Annotated in this window: 2 protein-coding genes; both read right to left on the bottom strand. The window is 72.1% G+C overall.

Annotated features, from left to right (window positions below; translation table 11 throughout):
• Nucleotides 1–22 precede the first annotated feature (22 nt).
• Entirely contained in the window at nt 23–5,788 is a 5,766-nt protein-coding gene (locus tag AORI_RS55730; protein ID WP_016333303.1) for a type I polyketide synthase, read from the bottom strand.
• Nucleotides 5,789–5,801: 13 nt separating this feature from the next.
• Nucleotides 5,802–21,101 carry a type I polyketide synthase gene (locus tag AORI_RS83875; protein WP_016333302.1) on the bottom strand — a complete coding sequence of 5,100 codons (15,300 nt, stop codon included), beginning with the start codon at nt 21,099–21,101 and terminating at the stop codon, nt 5,802–5,804.
• Between the last annotated feature and the right edge of the window lies 1 nt (nt 21,102).

Below are 21,102 nucleotides of genomic sequence, written 5' to 3'. Positions count from 1 at the left end.
ACGACCGGTTCACGCGCAGCCGTTACCCCAGCCGCCCCAGCCACTCCCGGACGGCCTCGGCGGTCGTCCCGGCATGCCGCTCCAGCATCGTGAAGTGATCCCCCTCGACGTCCACCGTGTCGTGCGGCAAGGCCCAGCCGGACCGCCATTCGGTCCGGTCACGCCACGCTTCCAGGGGCTCCGACGCCCGCACGAGCAGAGTCGGCACACCGGTCGGCGCGGGCACATAGTCGGCGAACAAGCGCAGGTAGGCGCCCATGGCGGTGAGCCGCGTGTCGTCGCCGAGGCCGCCGCTGAGCCGGTCACGGATGCCGTCCAGCGCGTGCTCGTCCTGCGGGTAGACGTCGATCAGCACGAGCGCGCGCGGCGCGGAGCCCGCTTCCTCCAGGTGCCGAGCCAGCGCGTGGGCGAGCGGGCCGCCAGAGGAGTGGGCCACCAGGACCACCGGGTCACCGCCTTCGCGGAGGATCGCGTCCGCCTGCGCGTGGAGGACCGCCTCGATCGAGTCCGGCAGCGGCTGCCCGTGGCCGAAACCGGGCACCGGAACGACGGAAACGTCCTGCACGTCCCGGAACGACGCCGCGAACCGCGCGTATTCGTGCGCCCCCGAGCCGGCCAGCAGGGAGGGGACGCAGACCAGTTCGGGGCCGGACGGGCCCTTCGCGAGCCGGACGGGTTGCAGGTTCTGTTCCCGCGCGGTTTCGACGGTGAACGACGGCCGGTAGCGCGAAGCCTGCGCGGCTAGCGCGACGAACTGCGCGACCTCGTCGAGTTCGATCGCGCGGGCGAACATCGCGCCGAAGACGTCGGTGGCCGCTGGCACCGGCTCGGCCTGGTCGGGAACCGCGAAGTCACCGGAGATCCGTTCCGCGACGGCGAGCGGCGTCGGGTGGTCGAACACCAGCGACGGCGGGAGCCGCAGGCCGGTCGAGGCCGCCAGCCGGTTACGCAGGTCGACGGCGGTGAGCGAGTCGAAGCCGAGTTCGAGGAACGCGACACCGGCGTCGATCGCGTCGGCACCGTCGTGGCCGAGGACGGCCGCGACCTGACCGCGCACCAGTTCCAGGATCTCCGCGTCGCGGCCGTCCGCGTCGAGTCCGGCGAGCCGGGCGCGGAACGCGCCGCCGCCGTCGGGCGCGCGCCGGGCACGAGCGCGGACGAGCCCGCGCAGCAACGGCGGCACCTCCTCGGCGCGGAGCGCGGCGAGGTCGAGCCCCATGGGGACGGTCAGCGTCCGCCCGGTGGCGAGCGCGGCGTCGAGCAGGTCGAGACCCTCCTCTGTGGACAGTCCGGTGAGTCCCGCCCTCGCCATCCGGTCCACGTCGGCGGAACCGGTCATGGCGCTGGTGGTCGCCCACAGGCCCCACGCCAGTGACGCCGCGGCGGCGCCGTCCGCGCGGCGGCGTTCCACCAGGGCGTCCACGAAAGCGTTGGCTGCGGCGTAACCGGACTGCCCCGGATTCCCGAAGACCCCGGCCGCCGAGGAGAACATCACGAACGGCGCGGCATCGGGCAAGAGTTCGTGCAGGTTCACCGCGGCGTCCACCTTCGGCGCGAGCACCCGGTCGAGCCGTTCGGGGGTCTGCGCGGTGATCAGCCCGTCGTCGAGGACACCGGCGGCGTGCACGACACCGGTCACCGGATGCGCGGCCAGCACCTGGCGCAGCGCCTCCCGGTCGGCCGCGTCGCACGCGAGGATCCGGACCTCGGCACCCATCCCGGTGAGTTCGTCCGCCAGTGCCGCCGCACCGGGCGCGGAAGCACCGGAACGGCTCAGCAGCACCAGCGAACGGACGCCGTGCGTCACCACCAGGTGTTTCGCGACGGCCGCACCGAGGAGGCCGGTGCCTCCGGTGATCAGCACGACATCATCGTCGCTCCACGGCCGGGCCGGGCCGGGTTCCGGGACCCGGACGAGCCTCGGGACGAAGCCGACCCCGTCACGGACCACGACCTGCGATTCCCCGGCGGGCAGCGCCGCCGGGACGTCGCCGTCCACGAGCACGAACCGTCCGGGGTGCTCCGACTGCGCCGAGCGCACGAGCCCCCATACCGCGGCCGTCACCGGATCCGGGCGTTCGGTCGCGATCCCGCCTCGCGTGGCCACCACGAGCGGACCGTCCCCAGGCTCGTCGAGCCACGTCCGGACGCGTTCGAGCGCCGCACCCAGCACGGTGCGGAGATCCCCGGATTCGCAGTGCCACACCGTCGCGTCGTGCGGTTCGGTCGCGCCCGCGGGCACCCAATCCAGGCCGAACAGGGACTCTCGATACCCACCGAGGCCGGACACGGACACCGGCCGCAGCAGCAGACCGTCCACGTCGGCGACCGGTAGGCCCTCACCGTCGGCGACGGTCAGCGCGACCCCGTCCGCCGCCGGTCGCAGCCGCACTCGCAGTGCCGTCGCGCCCCGCGACCACAGCCGGACCCCGGAGAACGCGAACGGAAGCCGGAGTCCCTCCCCGTCGTCGGGAAGCACACCCAGCGCGATCCCGTGGAGCGCGCCGTCCAGCAACGCGGGATGCAGGCCGAAGGCCGGAGCCTCGCCGGTCTGGGCTTCGGGCAGGTCGATCTCGGCGAAGACCTCGTTCTCGCGACGCCATGCGGCGCGGAGTCCTTGGAACGCCGGGCCGTATTCGAGGCCCGCGTTCGCGAGCTCGTCGTACAGCGCCTCGACGCCGACGCGTTCCGCCCCGGCGGGCGGCCACTCCGCGAGCGGCGTGGGCACGCCGTCCGTTTCGGGCAGCAGGACACCGTTGCCGTGCCGGGTCCAGGGTTCGTCGCCGCGGCGGGAGTACACGCCGACCTCGCGACGGCCGTCGACGTCCGCGTCACCGAGTTCGACCGAGAGCCGGACGTCCGTGCCTTCTTCGAGCACGAGCGGTGCTTCGAGGGTCAATTCGTCGAGCAGCGCGCAGTCCACCTGAGTGCCGGCGGCCAGCGCGAGTTCCACGAAAGCGGTACCGGGCACCAGTACCGTCCCGGACACGGCGTGATCGGCGAGCCAGGGATGCGTCTCCAGCGAGATCCGGCCGGTGTACAGCAGCCCGCCGGTCCCGGGGACCGCGACGACGGCGCCGAGCAGCGGGTGGTCCACCACCGTCTGCCCGAACGCCGACGCGTCCCCGGCGGCGGTCCCGGCTTCCAGCCAGAACCGCTTGCGCTGGAACGGATACGTCGGCAGATCGACCCAGTCCGCCGTCGGCAGGATCGAAGACCACGCCGGGCTCAGGCCGTGCACATGGGCTTCGGCCAGTGACGCGACGAACCGCTCCGCACCACCCTCACCCCGACGCAAACTCCCCAGAGCGACAGCGTCTTCGCTGATTCCCGGGACCAGAACCGGATGCGGACTCGTCTCCACGAAGAACCGGAAACCGTCCTCCAGCAACCGATCCACCGTCGCCGCGAACCGCACCGTCCCCCGCAGATTCCGGAACCAATACCCAGCATCCAATTCCAGAGGCTCATCGGTCACCGTCGAATAAAACGGGATCACCGGCGCCTGCGGTGAGATACCCGCCAGCGCCGACAAGACCTCCTGCTCGATCGCATCCACATGCGCCGAATGCGAGGCATAGTCCACCGGGATCCGCTTCGCCCGCACATCCAGCAACTCACACCGCTTGAGCAACGCCTCCAAGCCCGCGACATCACCGGACACCACCACCGCCGACGGGCCGTTCACTGCTGCCACCGACACACCGGCAGGCAATAGCTCCCGCACCCGGTCCTCCGAGGCAGCCACCGACACCATGCCACCGAGCCCCGACAACGCCAGAATCGCCTTACTCCGTAGGCACACCACGCGCGCAGCGTCATCCAACGACAACGCACCCGCCACACACGCCGCCGCGATCTCACCCTGCGAATGACCAACCACCGCAGCAGGCTCAACCCCACACGCCCGCCACAACCGCGCCAGAGAAACCATCACCGCGAACAAAACAGGCTGCACCACATCAACCCGCTCCAACGCAGCCGCATCCGACAACACATCGGACAACTTCCAATCCACAAAGGACGAAAGCGCCTGCTCACACTCAGCCATCGACTCCGCGAACACCGGAGCCGACAACAACAACTCCTCCGCCATCCCCACCCACTGCGAACCCTGACCCGGGAACACGAAAACAGCCTTACCCGACTGCGCGGTGCCCTCGATCAGCAGGTTCGAGGGCTTTCCGGTGGCGAGCGCGTCCAGCGCGGCACGCGGATCACCGACGATGGCCGCCCGGTGCCCGAACAGCGGCCGCGCGGCCAGTGTGGCAGCGGCGCCTGGAAGGTCCACAAAGGACCGAAGCTGTGCAGCCCTGGCACGCAAGGCCTCCGGCGTCCGCGCCGACAACAGCCACGGCGTCGCACCGGTCACCACCGGCTGCCGGGGCTCGACCTCGGCAGCCGGGGCCGCTTCGAGGACGACGTGCGCGTTGGTCCCGCTGATGCCGAACGACGACACCGCGGCCCGGCGAGGACGGTCGAGCTCCGGCCACGGCCGCGCCTCGGCCAGCAACGAGACCGCGCCCGCGCTCCAGTCCACATGCGACGACGGGGTCTCCGCGTGCAGGCTCCGGGGCAGGATCCCGCTTCGCAGCGCCTGCACCATCTTGATGATCCCGGCGACTCCGGCGGCGGCCTGGGTGTGCCCGAGGTTCGACTTGATCGACCCGAGCCACAGCGGCCGGTCCGACGGCCTGCCCTTGCCGTAGGTCGCGAGCAGCGCCTGCGCCTCGATCGGGTCGCCCAGGGTGGTGCCGGTTCCGTGCGCCTCGACGACGTCGACGTCCGCCGTCGTCAGCCGGGCGTCGGCGAGCGCCTCGCGGATCACCCGCTGCTGGGACGGGCCGTTCGGGGCGGTCAGGCCGTTCGACGCGCCGTCCTGGTTCACCGCCGACCCGCGCAGGACCGCCAGCACCGGATGGCCGTTGCGCCGCGCGTCGGAAAGCCGTTCCACCAGCAGCATCCCGACACCCTCGGACCAGCCGGTGCCGTCCGCCTCTTCGGCGAACGGTTTGCAGCGGCCGTCCGGCGCCATCCCGCGCTGGCGGCTGAACTCCACGAACGTCCCGGGGGTGAACATCACCGTCACCCCGCCGGACAGGGCGAGGTCGCACTCGCCCCGCCGCAGCGCCTGCGCGGCGAGGTGGAGGGTCACCAGCGACGACGAGCACGCGGTGTCCACGGTGAGCGCGGGGCCTTCGAACCCGAAGGTGTAGGACACCCGGCCGGAGGCGATGCTGCCGGAGTTCCCGGTGCCGAGGTAGCCGCCGACCTCGTCGGGGATCTCGGTCAGCCCGGAGACGTAGTCGTGGTACATCAACCCGGCGAACACCCCGGTCCGGCTGCCCTTCAGCGAGCCCGGATCGATACCCGCCCGCTCGATGGCCTCCCACGACGTCTCCAGCAGGAGCCGCTGCTGCGGATCCATCGCCAGCGCCTCACGCGGCGAGATCCCGAAGAACGCCGGGTCGAACTCGGCGACGTCGTGGAGGAAACCACCCTGCGAAACGTAGCTCGTGCCCTGCTTGTCCGGATCCGGGTCGTACAGCGCTTCGAGGTCCCAGCCGCGGTCGACCGGGAATCCGCTGATCCCGTCGCCGCCGGTTTCGACCATCCGCCACAGATCCTCGGGCGAGGCCACCCCGCCGGGATAGCGGCAGGCCATCCCGACGATGGCGATCGGTTCGCTGCCCGCGGCTTCGGTCTCCTTCAGGCGTTTCCGGGTTTCGTGAAGATCCGCGGTGACCTGCTTGAGGAAGTACCGGAGTTTGTCCTCGGTGTCTTTCATTTCCGCCCCCAAGTCAGGAGATCCCGAGTTCCTTGCCGATGAATTCGAACATTTCGTCGTCCGAGGCGTCTTCGAGCCGATCCGCCACGGATTCGGTGCCCTCGCCCGGATCGCAGGCCGCGAGCAGGGCGCGCAGCCGGTCCTTGACCTTGCCGCGGATCGCGTCGTCCGGGCTTCCCCCGGCGAACGCGGCCTCCAGCCGGTCGAGTTCCGCCAGCACCCCCAGCGGCGGTGGCGCGTCCTCCACGACGATCTCCGCGCCGACCAGTTCCGCCACCGCGGTGGTGGTCGGATGGTCGAAGACCAGCGTGGCGGGCAGCCGGAGACCGGTGGCCTCGTTGACCCGGTTGCGCAGTTCGACCGCGGCGAGCGAGTCGAACCCGAGTTCCGTGAACGCCTTGTCCGGATCGACCTGCTCGGGACCGGCGTGCCCGAGGACACCGGCGACGTGCGTGGCGACGAGGTTCAGCAGTGCCGCGGCGCGTTCCTCGCCGGTCATCCCGGCCAGCTCCGCCTTGAGCGCGTCCCCGGTCGGTGAACCGGCGGTCTCGGCGCGTTTTCTGGTACCGCGGATCAGGCCGCGCAGCAGGGGCGGGACGTCGGTGCCGAGGCCCGCCCGCACGGTGGCGAGGTCCAGCCGCATCGGCAACAGCACCGGTTCGGCCGCCGTCACCGCGAGGTCGAACAACGCCAGACCCTCCTCTGTGGACAGTGCGCCCGCGCCGGAGGCGGACATCCGGTCCAGATCGCGCCCGGACATACCGCCCGCCATCCCGTCACCGGCCCAGAGTCCCCAGGCGAGCGAGGTCGCGGGCAGCCCGTGTGCGTGACGATGCCGGGCGAGCGCGTCGAGGAAGGCGTTGGCCGCCGCGTAATTCGCCTGCCCCGGATTGCCGAAGGTGCCCGCCGCCGAGGAGAACAGCACGAACTCGTCGACGTCTCCCGCCAGTTCGTGCAGGTTCACCGCGGCGTCGACCTTCGGCCGCAGGACGGCGTCGAGCCGGTCCGGGGTGAGGCCGTCGAGGACGACGTCGTCGAGAACACCGGCGGCGTGCACCACCCCGGTCACCGGGTGCTCGGCCAGAAGGCGTCGCAGCGCTTCACGATCGGCCGCGTCGCAAGCGATCACAGCGACCTCGGCGCCCAGACCCCGCAGTTCGTCGGCCAGTTCGCCCGCGCCCGGCGCGTCCGGGCCGCGGCGACCGGCGAGCACCAGCCGGGTCTTCCCGTGCGCGGTGACCAGATGCCGGGCCAGTGCCGCGCCGAGCGCGCCGGTGCCGCCGGTGATCAGCACGGCGCCGTCGGTCCGAGCCTTGCCTTCGGCGGCCGTCACGGCCGGTTTGACCAGCCGCGGCGCCTTCACCGTTCCCTCGCGCAACTCCAGCTGCGGTTCGCCGGAGGCGAGCGCGGGCAACAGCACACGGTACGACGCGTCCTGTTCGTCGAGGTCCACCAGCACGAACCGGCCGGGGTGCTCGGACTGCGCCGAGCGGATCAGGCCCCAGATCACCGCCTGCGCCGGTTCGCCGACGGCGCCGCCGGTGACCAGCACCAGCCGGGAACCGGCGAACCGGTCCTCGGCCAGCCACGCACGGACCAGCTCTAGCGCGCGGTGGGCGGCGGTGTGCGCGGCGGCTGCCAGCCCTTGGCGGTGGTCCGGCGCGCAGGACACGAAGACCAGCTCTGGCGCGCGATCCATCGCCTCGGCCAGCGCGGCGAGATCGGCGTAAGCCTGGCCGCGATAGCCGGCGGCGGTGAGCGCGGCGTCGAGTTTGTAGTCGTCGACACCGACGACCGCCCAGCTCGCGGCCACGGCGGCGGTGGGGTAGAGCGGAACCGGCGCCCACTCCAGACCGAACAGCGACTCGTGGCTGCCCTGCCGCCCGCCGAGTTGCTCCAGCGAGACCGGGCGCAGCGTCAGAGCGTCCACTGTGGCCACCAGCCTGCCGGTCTCGTCCGCCGCGGCCAGGGAGACCGCGTTCTCCCCCGCCGGCGACAGCCGGACCCGCAGGGCACGCGCACCGGAGGCGTGGAGCCGGACACCGGACCAGGCGAAGGGCAGGCGCACCCGCCCGGCCGCCACGTCGGCCTCCTGCTCACCCCCTTCGGCGAAGCCCAGGGCGTGCAAGGCGGCGTCGAGCAAGGCCGGATGCAGGCCGAAGCCCTCGGTCGTGGTGTCCTCGGGGAGGTCGACCTCGGCCCAGATGTCGTCCCCTCGCCGCCGGGCGGAGCGAAGTCCCTGGAAGACCGGACCGTACTCGAGCCCGGCGGCGGCCAATCCGTCGTAGAGGCCGTCGGTTTCGACGGTCTCGGCATCGGCGGCCGCCCAGGCCGACAGATCGAACGGTGCGCCCGCCGCCAGGGGCGACACGGTCCCGGTGGCGTGACGGATCCAGTCGCCGTCGTCGGGGCGGGAGTAGACGTCCAGCGCGCGCCTGCCGGTCTCGTCCGGCGCGGCGGCGACGATCCGCAGTGCCGTGCCACCGTGGTCCGGCAGCACCAGCGGTGCTTCCAGGGTCAGTTCGTCGACGGCCGCGCAGCCGGTCAGCTCCCCGGCCCGCAACGCGAGCTCGACGAACGCCGTGCCCGGGAGAAGGGTCGTCCCGGCGACGACGTGGTCGGCCAGCCACGGCTGCTCCTGCACCGACAGCCTGCCGGTGAACAGCACCGCGCCGCTGTCCGGCGCCTCGACCGCCGCGCCGAGCAGCGGATGCCCGGCGGGCGACTGCCCCAGCCCGGTGACGTCTCCCACCGCGGGCGCGGCGGGCCGCAGCCAGAACCGCTCGTGCTGGAAGGCGTAGGTGGGCAGATCGATCTTCCGGCCGGGGAGTGCCTTCGCCCAGTCGACCCGGACGCCGTCGACGTGCAACCGCGCTAGCGCGGTGACGAACGACTCGACGTCGGATCGACCGGCCCGCAGCGACGGCACGAACAGCTGAGCGTCCACTGTGGACTCGTTCGTGACGCAGTGCTCGCCGAGGGCGGTCAGCGGCGCGTCCGGGCCGAGCTCCAGGTAACGCCGGACACCCTGCGCCTCCAGGGTCCGGATCGCGTCGCAGAACCGGACCGCGTCCCGCACGTGCCGGACCCAGTACTCGCTCGATCGCGCCTGATCGCCGGTCAGCGGGTCACCGGTCAGCGTGGACACCAGCGGGATCCGTGGGTCGGCCGCGGCGATCCCGTCGAGCACGGCGCGGAATTCGCCGAGCATCCCGTCCATGAGCGGCGAGTGGAACGCGTGGCTCACGGTGAGCCGCTTGGTCTTGCGGCCACGTTCGGCGAACCCGGCGGCCAGCGCGGTCACGGCGGCTTCTTCGCCGGAGACGACGACCGACACCGGGCCGTTGATCGCGGCGATCGACACGGTCTCGTCGTCGATCAGCGGCCGGACCTCCTCTTCGGTGGCCTGGACCGCGATCATCGCGCCGCCCGACGGCAGCGCCTGCATGAGCCTGCCGCGCGCGGCGACCACGGTGCAGGCGTCCTCCAGCGACCAGACCCCGGCGACGTGGGCCGCCGCCAGTTCCCCGATCGAGTGCCCGGCCAGGAAGTCCGGCCGCACGCCCCGGCTCTCGACGAGCCGGAACAGCGCGACCTCGACGGCGAACATCGCGCACTGGGTGTATTCGGTGCGGTCGACCAGGTCACCGGCGAGCGCCTCGCGCAGCGGACGGTCCAGCAGGGTATCGAAACGCGCGCAGATCTCGCCGAAGGTTCGAGCGAACACCGGGAAGGCGGCGGAGAGTTCGTCGGCCATCCCGGCGCGCTGGCTGCCCTGACCGGTGAAGAGGAACGCGAGTTTCCCGCCCGGTTTCGCGAGACCGGTGACGAAGTCGCCCGGTTCTCCCCCGGCCAGCGCGGCGAGCGCGTCGAGCAGTCCGTCGCGGTCGCCCGCGGTGACCACCGCCCGGTGCTCGAAAAGCCCCCGTGTGGCAAGCGTTTGCGCGACGTCGGCGAGCTCGGGTGCGTGTCCGGTCAGCAACCGGGCACGCAACCTGGCGGCCTGCTCGCGCAGAGCGTCCTGGGTCTTGGCGGACAACGGGAAGGCAAGTACATCCGGCTGTCCGGGCGGTGCCGCGTCGCCGGCGCCGTCCGCTTCGAGGACGACGTGCGCGTTGGTCCCGCTGATCCCGAACGACGACACCCCGGCACGCCGTGGGCGTCCGGTGTCCGGCCAGTCCCGCGTTTCGGTGAGCAGGGAGACGGCGCCTTCCGTCCAGTCCACATGGGACGACGGCTCGTCGACGTGCAGTGTCCTGGGCAGGACGCCGTGACGCATCGCCTCGACCATCTTGATCACGCTCGCCACCCCGGCGGCGGCCTGCGTGTGGCCCAGGTTCGACTTCACCGAACCGAGCCACAACGGCTCTTCACGGTCCTGCCCGTAGGTGGCGAGCAGAGCCTGCGCCTCGATCGGATCGCCGAGCGTGGTCCCGGTTCCGTGCGCCTCGACAGCGTCCACATCGGATGGTCGCAAACCGGCCTGCGCCAAAGCCTGCCGGATCACCCGCTGCTGCGACGGCCCGTTCGGCGCCGTCAACCCGTTCGACGCGCCGTCCTGGTTCACCGCCGTGCCACGCAGGACGGCCAGCACCCGGTGTCCGTTGCGGCGGGCGTCCGAAAGGCGCTCCAGCAGCAGCATGCCGACGCCCTCGCCCCAGGCCGTGCCGTCGGCGGTCTCGGAGAACGCCTTGATCCGGCCGTCCGGCGCCATCCCGCGCTGGCGGCTGAACTCGATGAAAGTGTCCGGAGTGGACATCACCGCGACGCCGCCGGCCAGCGCCAGGCCGCATTCGCCCTGCCGCAGCGCCTGCGCCGCGAGATGCATCGCGACCAGCGAAGACGAGCACGCCGTGTCGATGCTGACCGCCGGCCCCTCCAGCCCGAAGGCGTAGGCGAGGCGCCCCGAGATCACGCTGCCCGAGTTCCCCGTGCCGAGGTAGCCCTCCAGATCCGCCGGGATCTCGGTGAGCCGCGAAACGTAGTCGTGGTACATCGCCCCGGCGAAAACGCCGGTCGCGGAGCCGCGCAGGGTGGCCGGGTCGATCCCGGCGCGTTCGAAGGCTTCCCAGGACGTCTCCAGCAGCAACCGCTGCTGCGGGTCCATCGCCAGCGCCTCCCGCGGCGAGATCCCGAAGAAGCCGGGGTCGAAGTCCCCGGCGTCGTGCAGGAATCCGCCGTAGCGGGTGCAGGAGGTGCCGGGCCGGGAGGCCTCGGGGTCGTACAGGCCTTCGACGTCCCATCCCCGGTCCGCGGGGAACGGGGTGATGCCGTCGCGGCCTTCGCTGACCAGCCGCCAGAGGTCTTCCGGCGAGCGGACCCCGCCGGGGAACCGGCAGGCCATGCCGACGATGGCGATCGGTTCGTCCACCGGCGCCGTGGTGACGACGGCGGCCGCGACCACGGTGCCGGACAGTTCCTCCCGCAGCCGGGCGACGACCGCGTCGGAGTTCGGGTGGTCGAACACGAGGGTGGCGGGCAGGCGCAGGCCGGTCGCGGAGTTCAGCCGGTTCCGCAGATCCACCGACGTGAGCGAATCGAAGCCGAGTTCGGTGAACGCCCGGTCCGACGGCACGTCCTCCGGGCCGGAGTAGCCCAGCACCGCGGCGACCTGTGCCCGCACGAGTTCGAGCAGGCGTGCGTCACGGTCCTCTTCGGACAGTCCCGCGAGCTGCCGCTTCCACGCCGACGCTCCCGCGGAACGCCGCGCGGGCGCCTTGATCAGACCGCGCAGCAGCGACGGCACGTCGGAACCGAGTTCGGCGCGGAGCGCGGCGAGGTCGAGCTTCATCGGCAGGACGACACCGTCACCCGCGGTGTCGAACAGGTGCAGCCCTTCTTCGGTGGTGAGGCCGGACCCGGTGAGCCTGGCGACGGCGGCGGAAGCGTCCATCCCGTCGTCGGTGTCCCACAGACCCCAGGCCAGGGACCGGGCCGGAAGGCCGTTGGCCTGGCGGTGCTGTGCCAACGCGTCCAGGAAGGCGTTCGCCGCGGCGTAGTTCGCCTGTCCGGCGTTGCCGAACGTGCCCGCCGCCGAGGAGAACAGGACGAACTCGTCGACGTCGCCCGCCAGCTCGTGCAGGTTCAGCGCCGCGTCGGCCTTGGGCCGCAGCACGGCGTCGAACCGTTCGGGAGTCAGGCTGTCGATCAGGCCGTCGTCGAGGACGCCGGCCGCGTGCACGACCCCGGTGAGCGGATGCCCGGGGTCGATCCCGGCCAGCAGCCCCGCGAGGGCTTCCCGGTCGGCGACGTCGCAGGACTCCAGGACCACGGAGGCGCCGAGCCCGGTCAGTTCCGCCAGCAGGTCCTTGGCACCGTGTGCGGCCGCGCCGCTGCGGCTGACCAGCAGCAGATGCCGCACCCCGTGTCCGGAGACCAGGTGACTGGCCAGCGATCGGCCCAGCGCACCGGTCGCCCCGGTGAGCAGCACGGTGCCTTCCGGGTCGAAACGCGGTGTGGCACTGGAGGGTGCGCTCTTCACCAGACGCGGCGCCCACAGCTTCCCGTCGCGGATGGCAAGCTGTGCCTCGCCGGTGGCGACGGCTCCGGCCAGGTCCGCTGGTTCGGTATCGGTGTCGATGAGCACGAACCGGCCCGGGTGCTCGGACTGCGCCGACCGCACCAGCCCCCAGACGGCGGCGCGGGCGAGATCACGCGTGTCCTCCCCCGCCACCGACACCGCGCCGCTGGTCAGCACGACCAGTGGGGTGTCGGCGTTGCTTTCGTCGGCGAGCCAGGATTGGAGCGCCGCAAGCGTTTGCGCGGTCGCTTCGCGCACGTTCACCAGACTGTCCACTTCGGACCGGACGGCGGGCGCGGTGTCCGCGGCACGGGCGCGGACCGGGACCCACTCCACCCGGAACAGCGAGTCGCCGCCACCACCGAACGCGGCGGGGTCGACCTGACGGACGGTCAGCCCGGCGACGGTCGCCACCGGCGCACCCGTCCCGTCCGCGATCGCCAGGGAGAGCGTGTCGCCCGACCCGGTGAGCCGGACGCGCAGGCTCGTGGCGCCGAGGCCGGTGAGCGAGACGCCCGACCACAGGAAGGGCAGCCGTGCCCCGCCTTCGGTGCTCAGCGCGCCGAGTCCGGCGGTGTGCAGGGCCGCGTCCAGCAGCGCCGGGTGCAGGCCGAACCGGGCGGCGTCGCCGTGATGGCGTTCGTCGAGGTCGATCTCGGCGTACACGGTGGTGCCGTCGAGCCAGGCCGCGCGGACGCCTTGGAAGACCGGGCCGTAGTTCAGGCCCGCGTCGGCGAGCGCGTCGTACAGCCCGTCGACGTCGGTCTCCTCCGCGGCGGGCGGCCATGACGTGAGGTCGGCGGGCGTGGCGCCGGTGTCCTCGGTCAGCGTTCCGACCGCGTGGCGGATCCAGGGCTCGTCGTCGGCACGGGAATGCACGCTGACCGCGCACGCGCCGGTGTCGTCCGGTTCGCGGACCCACACGCGCAGATCGACACCGCCGTGCTCCGGCAGGACCAGCGGGCTCTCCAGGGTGAGTTCGTCGAGGACGACGCGGCCGTGCCGTCGTCCGGCGGCGAGCGCCAGATCGACGAACGCGGTACCGGGCAGGAGCACGGTCTCCCCGACGGCGTGGTCGGCGAGCCAGGGCTGGGCCGCGAGCGACAGCCTCCCGGTGAACACGGTCCCGCCGGAGTCCGGCAAGGTCACCGCGCCACCGAGCAGCGGATGTCCGGCGTCGGACAGTCCCGCCGCGGTCAGATCGCCAGCCGCGGCACCCGCGTCGAGCCAGAACTCCGTGCGCTGGAAGGCATACGTGGGCAGGTCCACCCGGCGGGCCCCGGCGGACAGCGGGCTCCAGTCGACGCCGGCGCCGTGGACGTGCAGTCCGGCGACCGCCGTCAGCAGGGTCGTGACCTCGGGCTTGTCGCGCCGCAGGGCGGGGACGACGACCGCGTCCTCCAGGCTGTCCTGCGCCATCGCGGTCAGCACACCGTCCGGGCCGATCTCCAGGAACCGCGTGACGCCCTCGGCTTCCAGGAACTTCACCGAATCATGGAACCGCACCGCGTCACGGACATGACGGACCCAATAGTCCGAAGTGGACACCTCCGCCAAGCCACCCGACACGATCGGGATCCGCGGCGCCGCGAACGTCAGGCCCTCCACCACGGTGCGGAACTCGTCCAGCATCGGCTCCATCAGCGGCGAATGGAACGCGTGACTCACGGTAAGTCGCTTGTGCTTGCGGCCCTCGACCACAGCGGCGACGGCATCTTCGTCACCTGAGACGACGACCGACTCCGGGCCGTTGATGGCGGCGATCGACACCCGCTCCGTCAGCAGCGGGGTCACCTCCGCTTCGGTCGCCCGCAGCGCCACCATCGCGCCGCCCGTGGGCAGCGCCTGCATCAGGCGGCCGCGCGCCGACACCAGCGTCACCGCATCGTCGAGGGAAAGCACACCCGCGACGTGGGCGGCCGCGATCTCGCCGACCGAGTGCCCGGCCAGGAAATCCGGCCGGACACCCCAGCTCTCCACCAGGCGGAACAGGGCCACCTCAAGGGCGAACAACGCGCACTGCGTGTTCGCGGTCTGGTTCAGCTCCTCGGCCGACAAGTCCCTGAGCGGCTGCTCGAACCGGGAACACACCTCGTCATAGACCTCGGCGAACACCGGGAAACGCTCGGCCAGCTCACGGCCCATCCCGAGCCGCTGACTGCCCTGACCGGTGAACAGGAACGCCGTCCGGCCGGTGTGCCGCGCCGTTCCCCGGACGATCCCCTCGGTGGTCTCGCCGTGCGCGAGCGCGTCGAGCGTGGCGAGGAGACCGTCACGGTCACCGGCCACGAGCACGGCACGATGCTCCAAGTCCGCCCGCGCCGTGAGGGAGAGCGCGACGTCCGCCGCGGTCACCTCGGGAGTGGCCAGCAGGTGGTCGTGGAGGCGGGACGCCTGCGCTCGCAACGCTTCCTCGGTCTTGCCGGACAGCGGCCACGGCGGGACGTCCGGGTTTCCGGACGGCTCCGCGGCTTCCGGCTCGACGGCCTCGATGATGGTGTGCGCGTTGGTCCCGCTGATCCCGAACGACGACACCCCGGCGCGGCGCGGACGGCCGGTGTCCGGCCACTCCCGCGACTCCGTCACCAGGGACACCGCGCCACCGGTCCAGTCCACATGGGACGAAGGCTCATCGACGTGCAACGTCCGAGGCAGCACGCCGTGACGCATCGCCTCGACCATCTTGATCACGCCCGCGACGCCGGCGGCGGCCTGCGTGTGCCCGAGGTTCGACTTCACCGACCCCAGCCACAACGGCTCCTCGCGATCCTGGCCATAGGTGGCGAGCAAGGCCTGTGCCTCGATCGGGTCACCGAGTGTCGTTCCCGTACCGTGCGCCTCGACGGCGTCCACATCGGACGGACGCAACCCCGCCTGCGCCAAGGCTTGACGGATCACCCGCTGCTGCGACGGCCCGTTCGGCGCCGTCAGCCCGTTCGACGCGCCGTCCTGGTTGACCGCCGAGCCGCGAACCACGGCCAGCACCCGGTGACCGTTGCGGCGGGCGTCCGAAAGCCGCTCCAGCAGGAGCATGCCGACGCCCTCGCCCCAGCCGGTGCCGTCCGCGGCCTCGGCGAAGGATTTGCACCGGCCATCAGTGGCCATCCCGCGCTGGCGGCTGAACTCGATGAAGGTGTTCGGCGTCGCCATCACGGTCACGCCGCCGGCGACCGCGAGCGAACATTCGCCCTGCCGCAGCGCCTGTCCGGCGAGGTGCATCGCGACCAGCGACGACGAACAGGCCGTGTCGATGCTGACCGCGGGGCCTTCCAGCCCGAACGTGTAGGCCAGCCGCCCCGAGATCACACTGCCCGAGTTCCCCGTGCCGAGGTAGCCCTCGACGTCCTCCGGTACGGAGTTCAGCCGTGCCGCGTAGTCGTGGTACATCACGCCGGCGAAGACGCCGGTCTTGCTGCCCCGCACCGCGTGCGGATCGATCCCGGCGCGTTCGAAGACCTCCCACGACGTCTCCAGCAGCAGACGCTGCTGCGGATCCATCGCCAGCGCCTCACGGGGCGAGATCCCGAAGAACGCCGCGTCGAATTCGCCCGCGTCGTGCAGGAAGCCGCCCTCGCGGGCGTAACTCTTGCCCACCTTGCCGGGGTCGGCGTCGTAGACGTCTTCCCAGCCCCGGTTGACCGGGAACTCCGAAACCCCGTCCCGGCCGGCGGCGACCAGGTCCCACAGCTCTTCCGGAGAAGTGACACCGCCCGGGTAGCGGCAAGCCATGCCGATGATCGCGATCGGCTCGTCGACCGGACCGGTGCGCACCGGCGCGTCCGGCGTCTCGGCGAGTCCGCCCCCGGCGAGCCCTTCCAGCAGGTGTTCGGCGAGCACGAGCGGGGTCGGGTAGTCGAAGACGAGGGTCGCGGCCAGCCGCAGGCCGGTGACCTCGGTCAGCCGGTTGCGCAGTTCGACCGCCGCCAGCGAGTCGAAGCCGAGCTCCTGGAAGGGTTTCCCGGCGTCGATCGCCTCCGAACCGAGGTGCCCCAGCACGATGGCGACGTGCGTCCGCACGATCTCCAGCAGTTCCCGGCTCCGTTCGGCCGGGGCGAGCGCGGCCAGCCGGTCGGCGAGCGCGCCGGCCGAACCGGTGACGGCGGCACGGCGGGTGGGCCGGATCAGGCCGCGGAACAGAGGCGGCACGTCACCGCCGAGCCGCGCTCGCAACGCGGGCAGATCGAGCCGGATCGGGACGAGTGCGGCGTCGTCGAGCGCCGTCGCGGCGTCGAAGAGCGCCATACCGTCTTCTGTGGACAGTGCGGGAAAGCCCGGGCGAGCGGTGAGCGCGTCACCCATGCCGGAGGCCCACATCCCCCAGGCCAGTGCCGTGCCGGGCAGGCCGTTCGCCTGCCGGTGCCGGGCGAGGGCGTCGAGGAAGGCGTTCGCGGCGGCGTAGTTCGCCTGCCCTTCGTTGCCGAACACACCGGCGGCGGAGGAGAACAGGACGAGTTCGGTGTCGCCGAGCAGTTCGTGCAGATGCACGGCGGCGTCCACTTTGGACCTCAAGACGGCGGTGAGGCGTTCTGCGGACAGGTCACCGATGAGGCCGTCGTCCAGGACACCCGCGGCGTGCACGGCGAGGGTGATCGGCTGATCGGCCAGCAGGGCGGCGAGAGCGTCGCGGTCGGCGGCGTCGCAGGCTTCGATCCGGACTTCGGCGCCGAGCGCGGTCAGCTCACGGGTGAGGGTGTCCGCGCCTGGTGCCGCCGCACCGCGACGGCTGGTGAGCAGCAGCCGCCGGACACCGCGCGACCGGACGAGGTGCCGGGCGAGATCCGCGCCGAGCGCGCCGGTGCCGCCGGTGACGAGCACCGTCCCGTCGATGTCGCCGGGCTCGGCGGAGGCACGCGGGGCGCGGACGAGACGGGCACCGGACAGGACACCTTCGCGGAGCAGGAGCTCGGGTTCACCGGTGGCGACGGCGGCCGCGATGAATTCGGGCGTGGGCTCGGTGTCGGCGTCGAGGAGGACGAACCGGTCCGGGAACTCCTCCTGCGCGGTGCGGACGAGACCCCAGACGGTGGCCTGCGCCGGACGCGGCACGGCGTCCCCGACGGCACCGCTGGTCAGGAAGACCAGTTTCGGGCCGCCGCTGTCGGCATGCACCAGTTCGAGTGCGCGGACCGCGGCCGCGTGGGCGTCGCCGAGCAGGTCGCCGGTGTACCCGGTGAACGAGGCGACGACGTACTCCGCGGCGGCTTCGGCGGGGATGGTGAGCGGCTGCCAGTCCACCCGGAACAACCCGTCGCGCACCGGGTTTCGCGAGGTGAGGGCACCGGACGGGACCGCGCGGACGAGGAGGCCGTCGGCGGCGAACACCGGCCGTCCCTCCGGATCCGCGACGGCCAGCGCGATCGTGTCCGGCCCCGCCGGGGTCAGCCGCACGCGGATCGTCGTCGCTCCGAACGCCCGCAGGCTCACACCGGACCACGAGAACGGAAGACGCGCCTCGGTGGCGTCCAGCGCGCCGAGACCGGCGGCGTGCAGTGCCGAGTCGAGCAGGGCCGGATGGATACCGAACCGGGCCGCGTCGGCCTTCTCGGCGTCGGCCAGCTCGATTTCGGCGTAGACGGCCGAATCGTGGGTCCAGGCGGCGCGCACGCACTGGAAGGCGGGCCCATAGTCGAGGCCGACCTCCGCGAGCGCGCCGTAGAGGCCGTCGATCGCGACCGGCGCGGCGCCTTCGGGAGGCCAGGCGGCGAGGCTGAAGTCGGTGTCGGGGAAACCGGGGGCGAGGACACCGGTCGCGTGGCACGACCATTCTGCGTCGGCGGCCTCGGGGCGGGAGTGGACGCCGACCGTGCGCCTGCCGGTCTCGTCCGGCGCGCCGACGACGAGTTGCAGGCTGAGGGCGTCGTGTTCGGGCAGGACGAGGGGTTCCCGCAGGGTCAGTTCCTCCACGATCCCGCAGTCGACCTTGTCCCCGGCGTGCAGGACGAGGTCGACGAAGGCGGTGCCCGGCAGCAGGACGTGCCCCGCGACCACGTGCCCGGCCAGCCACGGCTGCGCCGCGAGGGAAAGCCGCCCGGTGAGCAGGACGCCGTGCGCGTCGGCCATCGTGACGACGGCGCCGAGCAGCGGGTGATCGGTGGCGCCCAGGCCCAGGCTCGCCGCGTCACCCTCGGCGTTCAGCGGGCCGTCCAGCCAGAAACGGCGGTGCTGGAAGGCGTACGTGGGCAGGTCGACGCGGCGGGCTCCGGCGAGCAGCGGCGTCCAGTCGACGGACGCCCCGTGGACGTGCAGCGTGGAGACCGCGGCGAGCAGGGTGACGTCCTCCGCGCGGTTGCGGCGCGAGGCCGCGACGACGACCGCGCCCTCGGTGCTTTCCTGGGCCATCGCGGTGAGGACGGCGTCCGGCCCGATCTCCAGGAAGCGGGTGACCCCTTCGGTTTCCAGGAACTTGACCGAATCGTGGAACCGCACGGCGTCACGGACATGGCGGACCCAGTAGTCCGAAGTGGACACATCCGCCAGACCGCCGGACACGATCGGGATCCGTGGCGCCGCATACGAGAGACTGTCCGCGACCGCGCGGAAGTCGTCGAGCATCGGCTCCATCAGCGGCGAGTGGAACGCGTGACTCACGGCGAGCCGTTTGTGCTTACGGCCCTCGAAGCGGGACACCACAGCGGCGACGGCGTCTTCGTCGCCGGAGAGGACCACCGACTCCGGGCCGTTGATCGCGGCCAGCGACACCCGGTCCGTCAGCAACGGGAAGACCTCGGCCTCCGTCGCCTGCAAGGCCACCATCGCGCCGCCGGTGGGCAACGCCTGCATCAACCGGCCTCGCGCCGCGACCAGCTTCACGGCGTCATCGAGGTTGAACACACCTGCGACATGAGCTGCCGCGATCTCGCCGATCGAGTGCCCCGCCAGGAAGTCAGGCCGCACGCCCCAGCTTTCGACCAGCCGGAACAGCGCCACCTCGAAGGCGAAGAGCGCGCACTGCGTGTTCGCCGTCTGGTTCAGTTCCTCGGTGGACAGTTCCTTGATCGGCCGTTCGAACCGGGCACAGACGTCGTCGAAGGCCTCGGCGAACACCGGGAAACGCTCGGCCAGTTCCCGCCCCATCCCGCGGCGCTGGCTGCCCTGGCCGGTGAACAGGAACGCCGTCCGGCCGTCGGTGGCGACACCTTGAGAGACCCCGGCGGTCGTGGCGCCGGCGGCGAGGATGTCCAGCCCCGCGAGCAGCTGGTCGCGGTCGGCCGCGACGATCGCGCCCCGGTGCTCGTGCAGGACGCGGGTGGTGGCGAGCGACGCGGCGACGTCGGCGACGCTCAGCTCCGGCCGGGCGAGGATGTGCGAGCGCAGCCGCACGACCTGGTCGCGCAGCGCCTCGGCGGTCTTGCCAGACAACACCGCGGGCACGGCGCCGGTGGGTGGCACGGCCGGGGACTCTTCGCTCTCGGGGGCTTGCTCGATGATGGTGTGCGCGTTGGTGCCGCTGACGCCGAACGAGGACACGCCCGCGCGGCGCGGCTGCCCGGTCTCCGGCCACCCGCGTGCTTCGGTGAGCAGTTCGACGGCACCGGCCGACCAGTCCACTTTGGACGACGGGTCCTCCGCGTGCAGGGTACGCGGCAAGATCCCGTGCCGGATCGCCTGCACCATCTTGATCACGCCGCCGACCCCGGCGGCGGACTGGGAGTGCCCGATGTTCGACTTCAGCGAGCCCAGCCACAACGGCCGGTCCGCGGATTTCTCCCGGCCGTAGGTGGCGAGCAGCGCCTGCGCCTCGATCGGGTCGCCCAGGGTGGTCCCGGTGCCGTGGCCCTCCACGACGTCGATCTGTCCGGCCGAGAGCCGCGCGTTCTCCAGGGCCTGCCGGATGACCCGCTGCTGTGACGGGCCGTTCGGCACGCTGAGCCCGCTGCTCGCCCCGTCCTGGTTGACCGCGCTGCCGCTGACGACCGCGAGCACTTCGTGGCCGAGCCGCCGCGCGTCGGAGAGCTTCTCCACCAGGAGCATCCCGACGCCCTCGGCCCACGACGTGCCGTCCGCTCCGTCCGAATAGGACTTGCAGCGGCCGTCCGCGGCGAGCCCGCGCTGACGGCTGAAGTCGACGAACGTGTCCGGTGTGGACATCACCGCGACACCGCCGGCGAGCGCCATCGAGCATTCGCCCTGCCGCAGCGCCTGCGCTGCGAGATGCAGCGCGACGAGTGAGGACGAGCAAGCGGTGTCGATCGTCACCGCCGGGCCTTCCAGCCCGAACGTGTAGGCGACCCGCCCGGAAACGACGCTGCCCGAGTTCCCGGTGCCGAGGTAGCCCTCGAGTTCCTCCGGGATGGCGGCGAGCCGGGAGACGTAGTCGTGGTACATCACCCCGGCGAACACCCCGGTCCGGCTGCCCCGCAGGGAGCCGGGGTCGATGCCCGCGCGCTCGAAGGTCTCCCAGGAGATCTCCAGCAGCAGCCGCTGCTGGGGGTCCATGGCGAGCGCTTCCCTCGGCGAGATCCCGAAGAAGGCCGGGTCGAATTCGCCCGCGCCGTCCAGGAAACCGCCCTCGCGGCAGTACGAGGTGCCGGGCTTCTCCCCCGTCGGGTCGTACAGCGCGGACAGGTCCCAGCCGCGGTCGGCGGGGAACCCGGAGATCCCGTCGCGGCCCTCGGCGACCAGCTCCCACAGATCCTCCGGCGACCGCACGCCGCCGGGGAACCGGCAGGCCATCCCGATGATGGCGATCGGCTCGTGGCCGCGGTCCTCGGCCTCCTTCAGCCGTCGCCGGGTCTCCCGCAGGTCGGCGGTCGCGCGCTTGAGGTAGTCGAGGTACTTGTCTTCGTTCGCCACG

The organism is Amycolatopsis keratiniphila (assembly GCF_000400635.2).
Lineage (GTDB): Bacteria > Actinomycetota > Actinomycetes > Mycobacteriales > Pseudonocardiaceae > Amycolatopsis > Amycolatopsis keratiniphila.
Note: the sequence above shows the minus strand (reverse complement) of the source record. Positions and strands in the feature narration are given on the sequence as shown.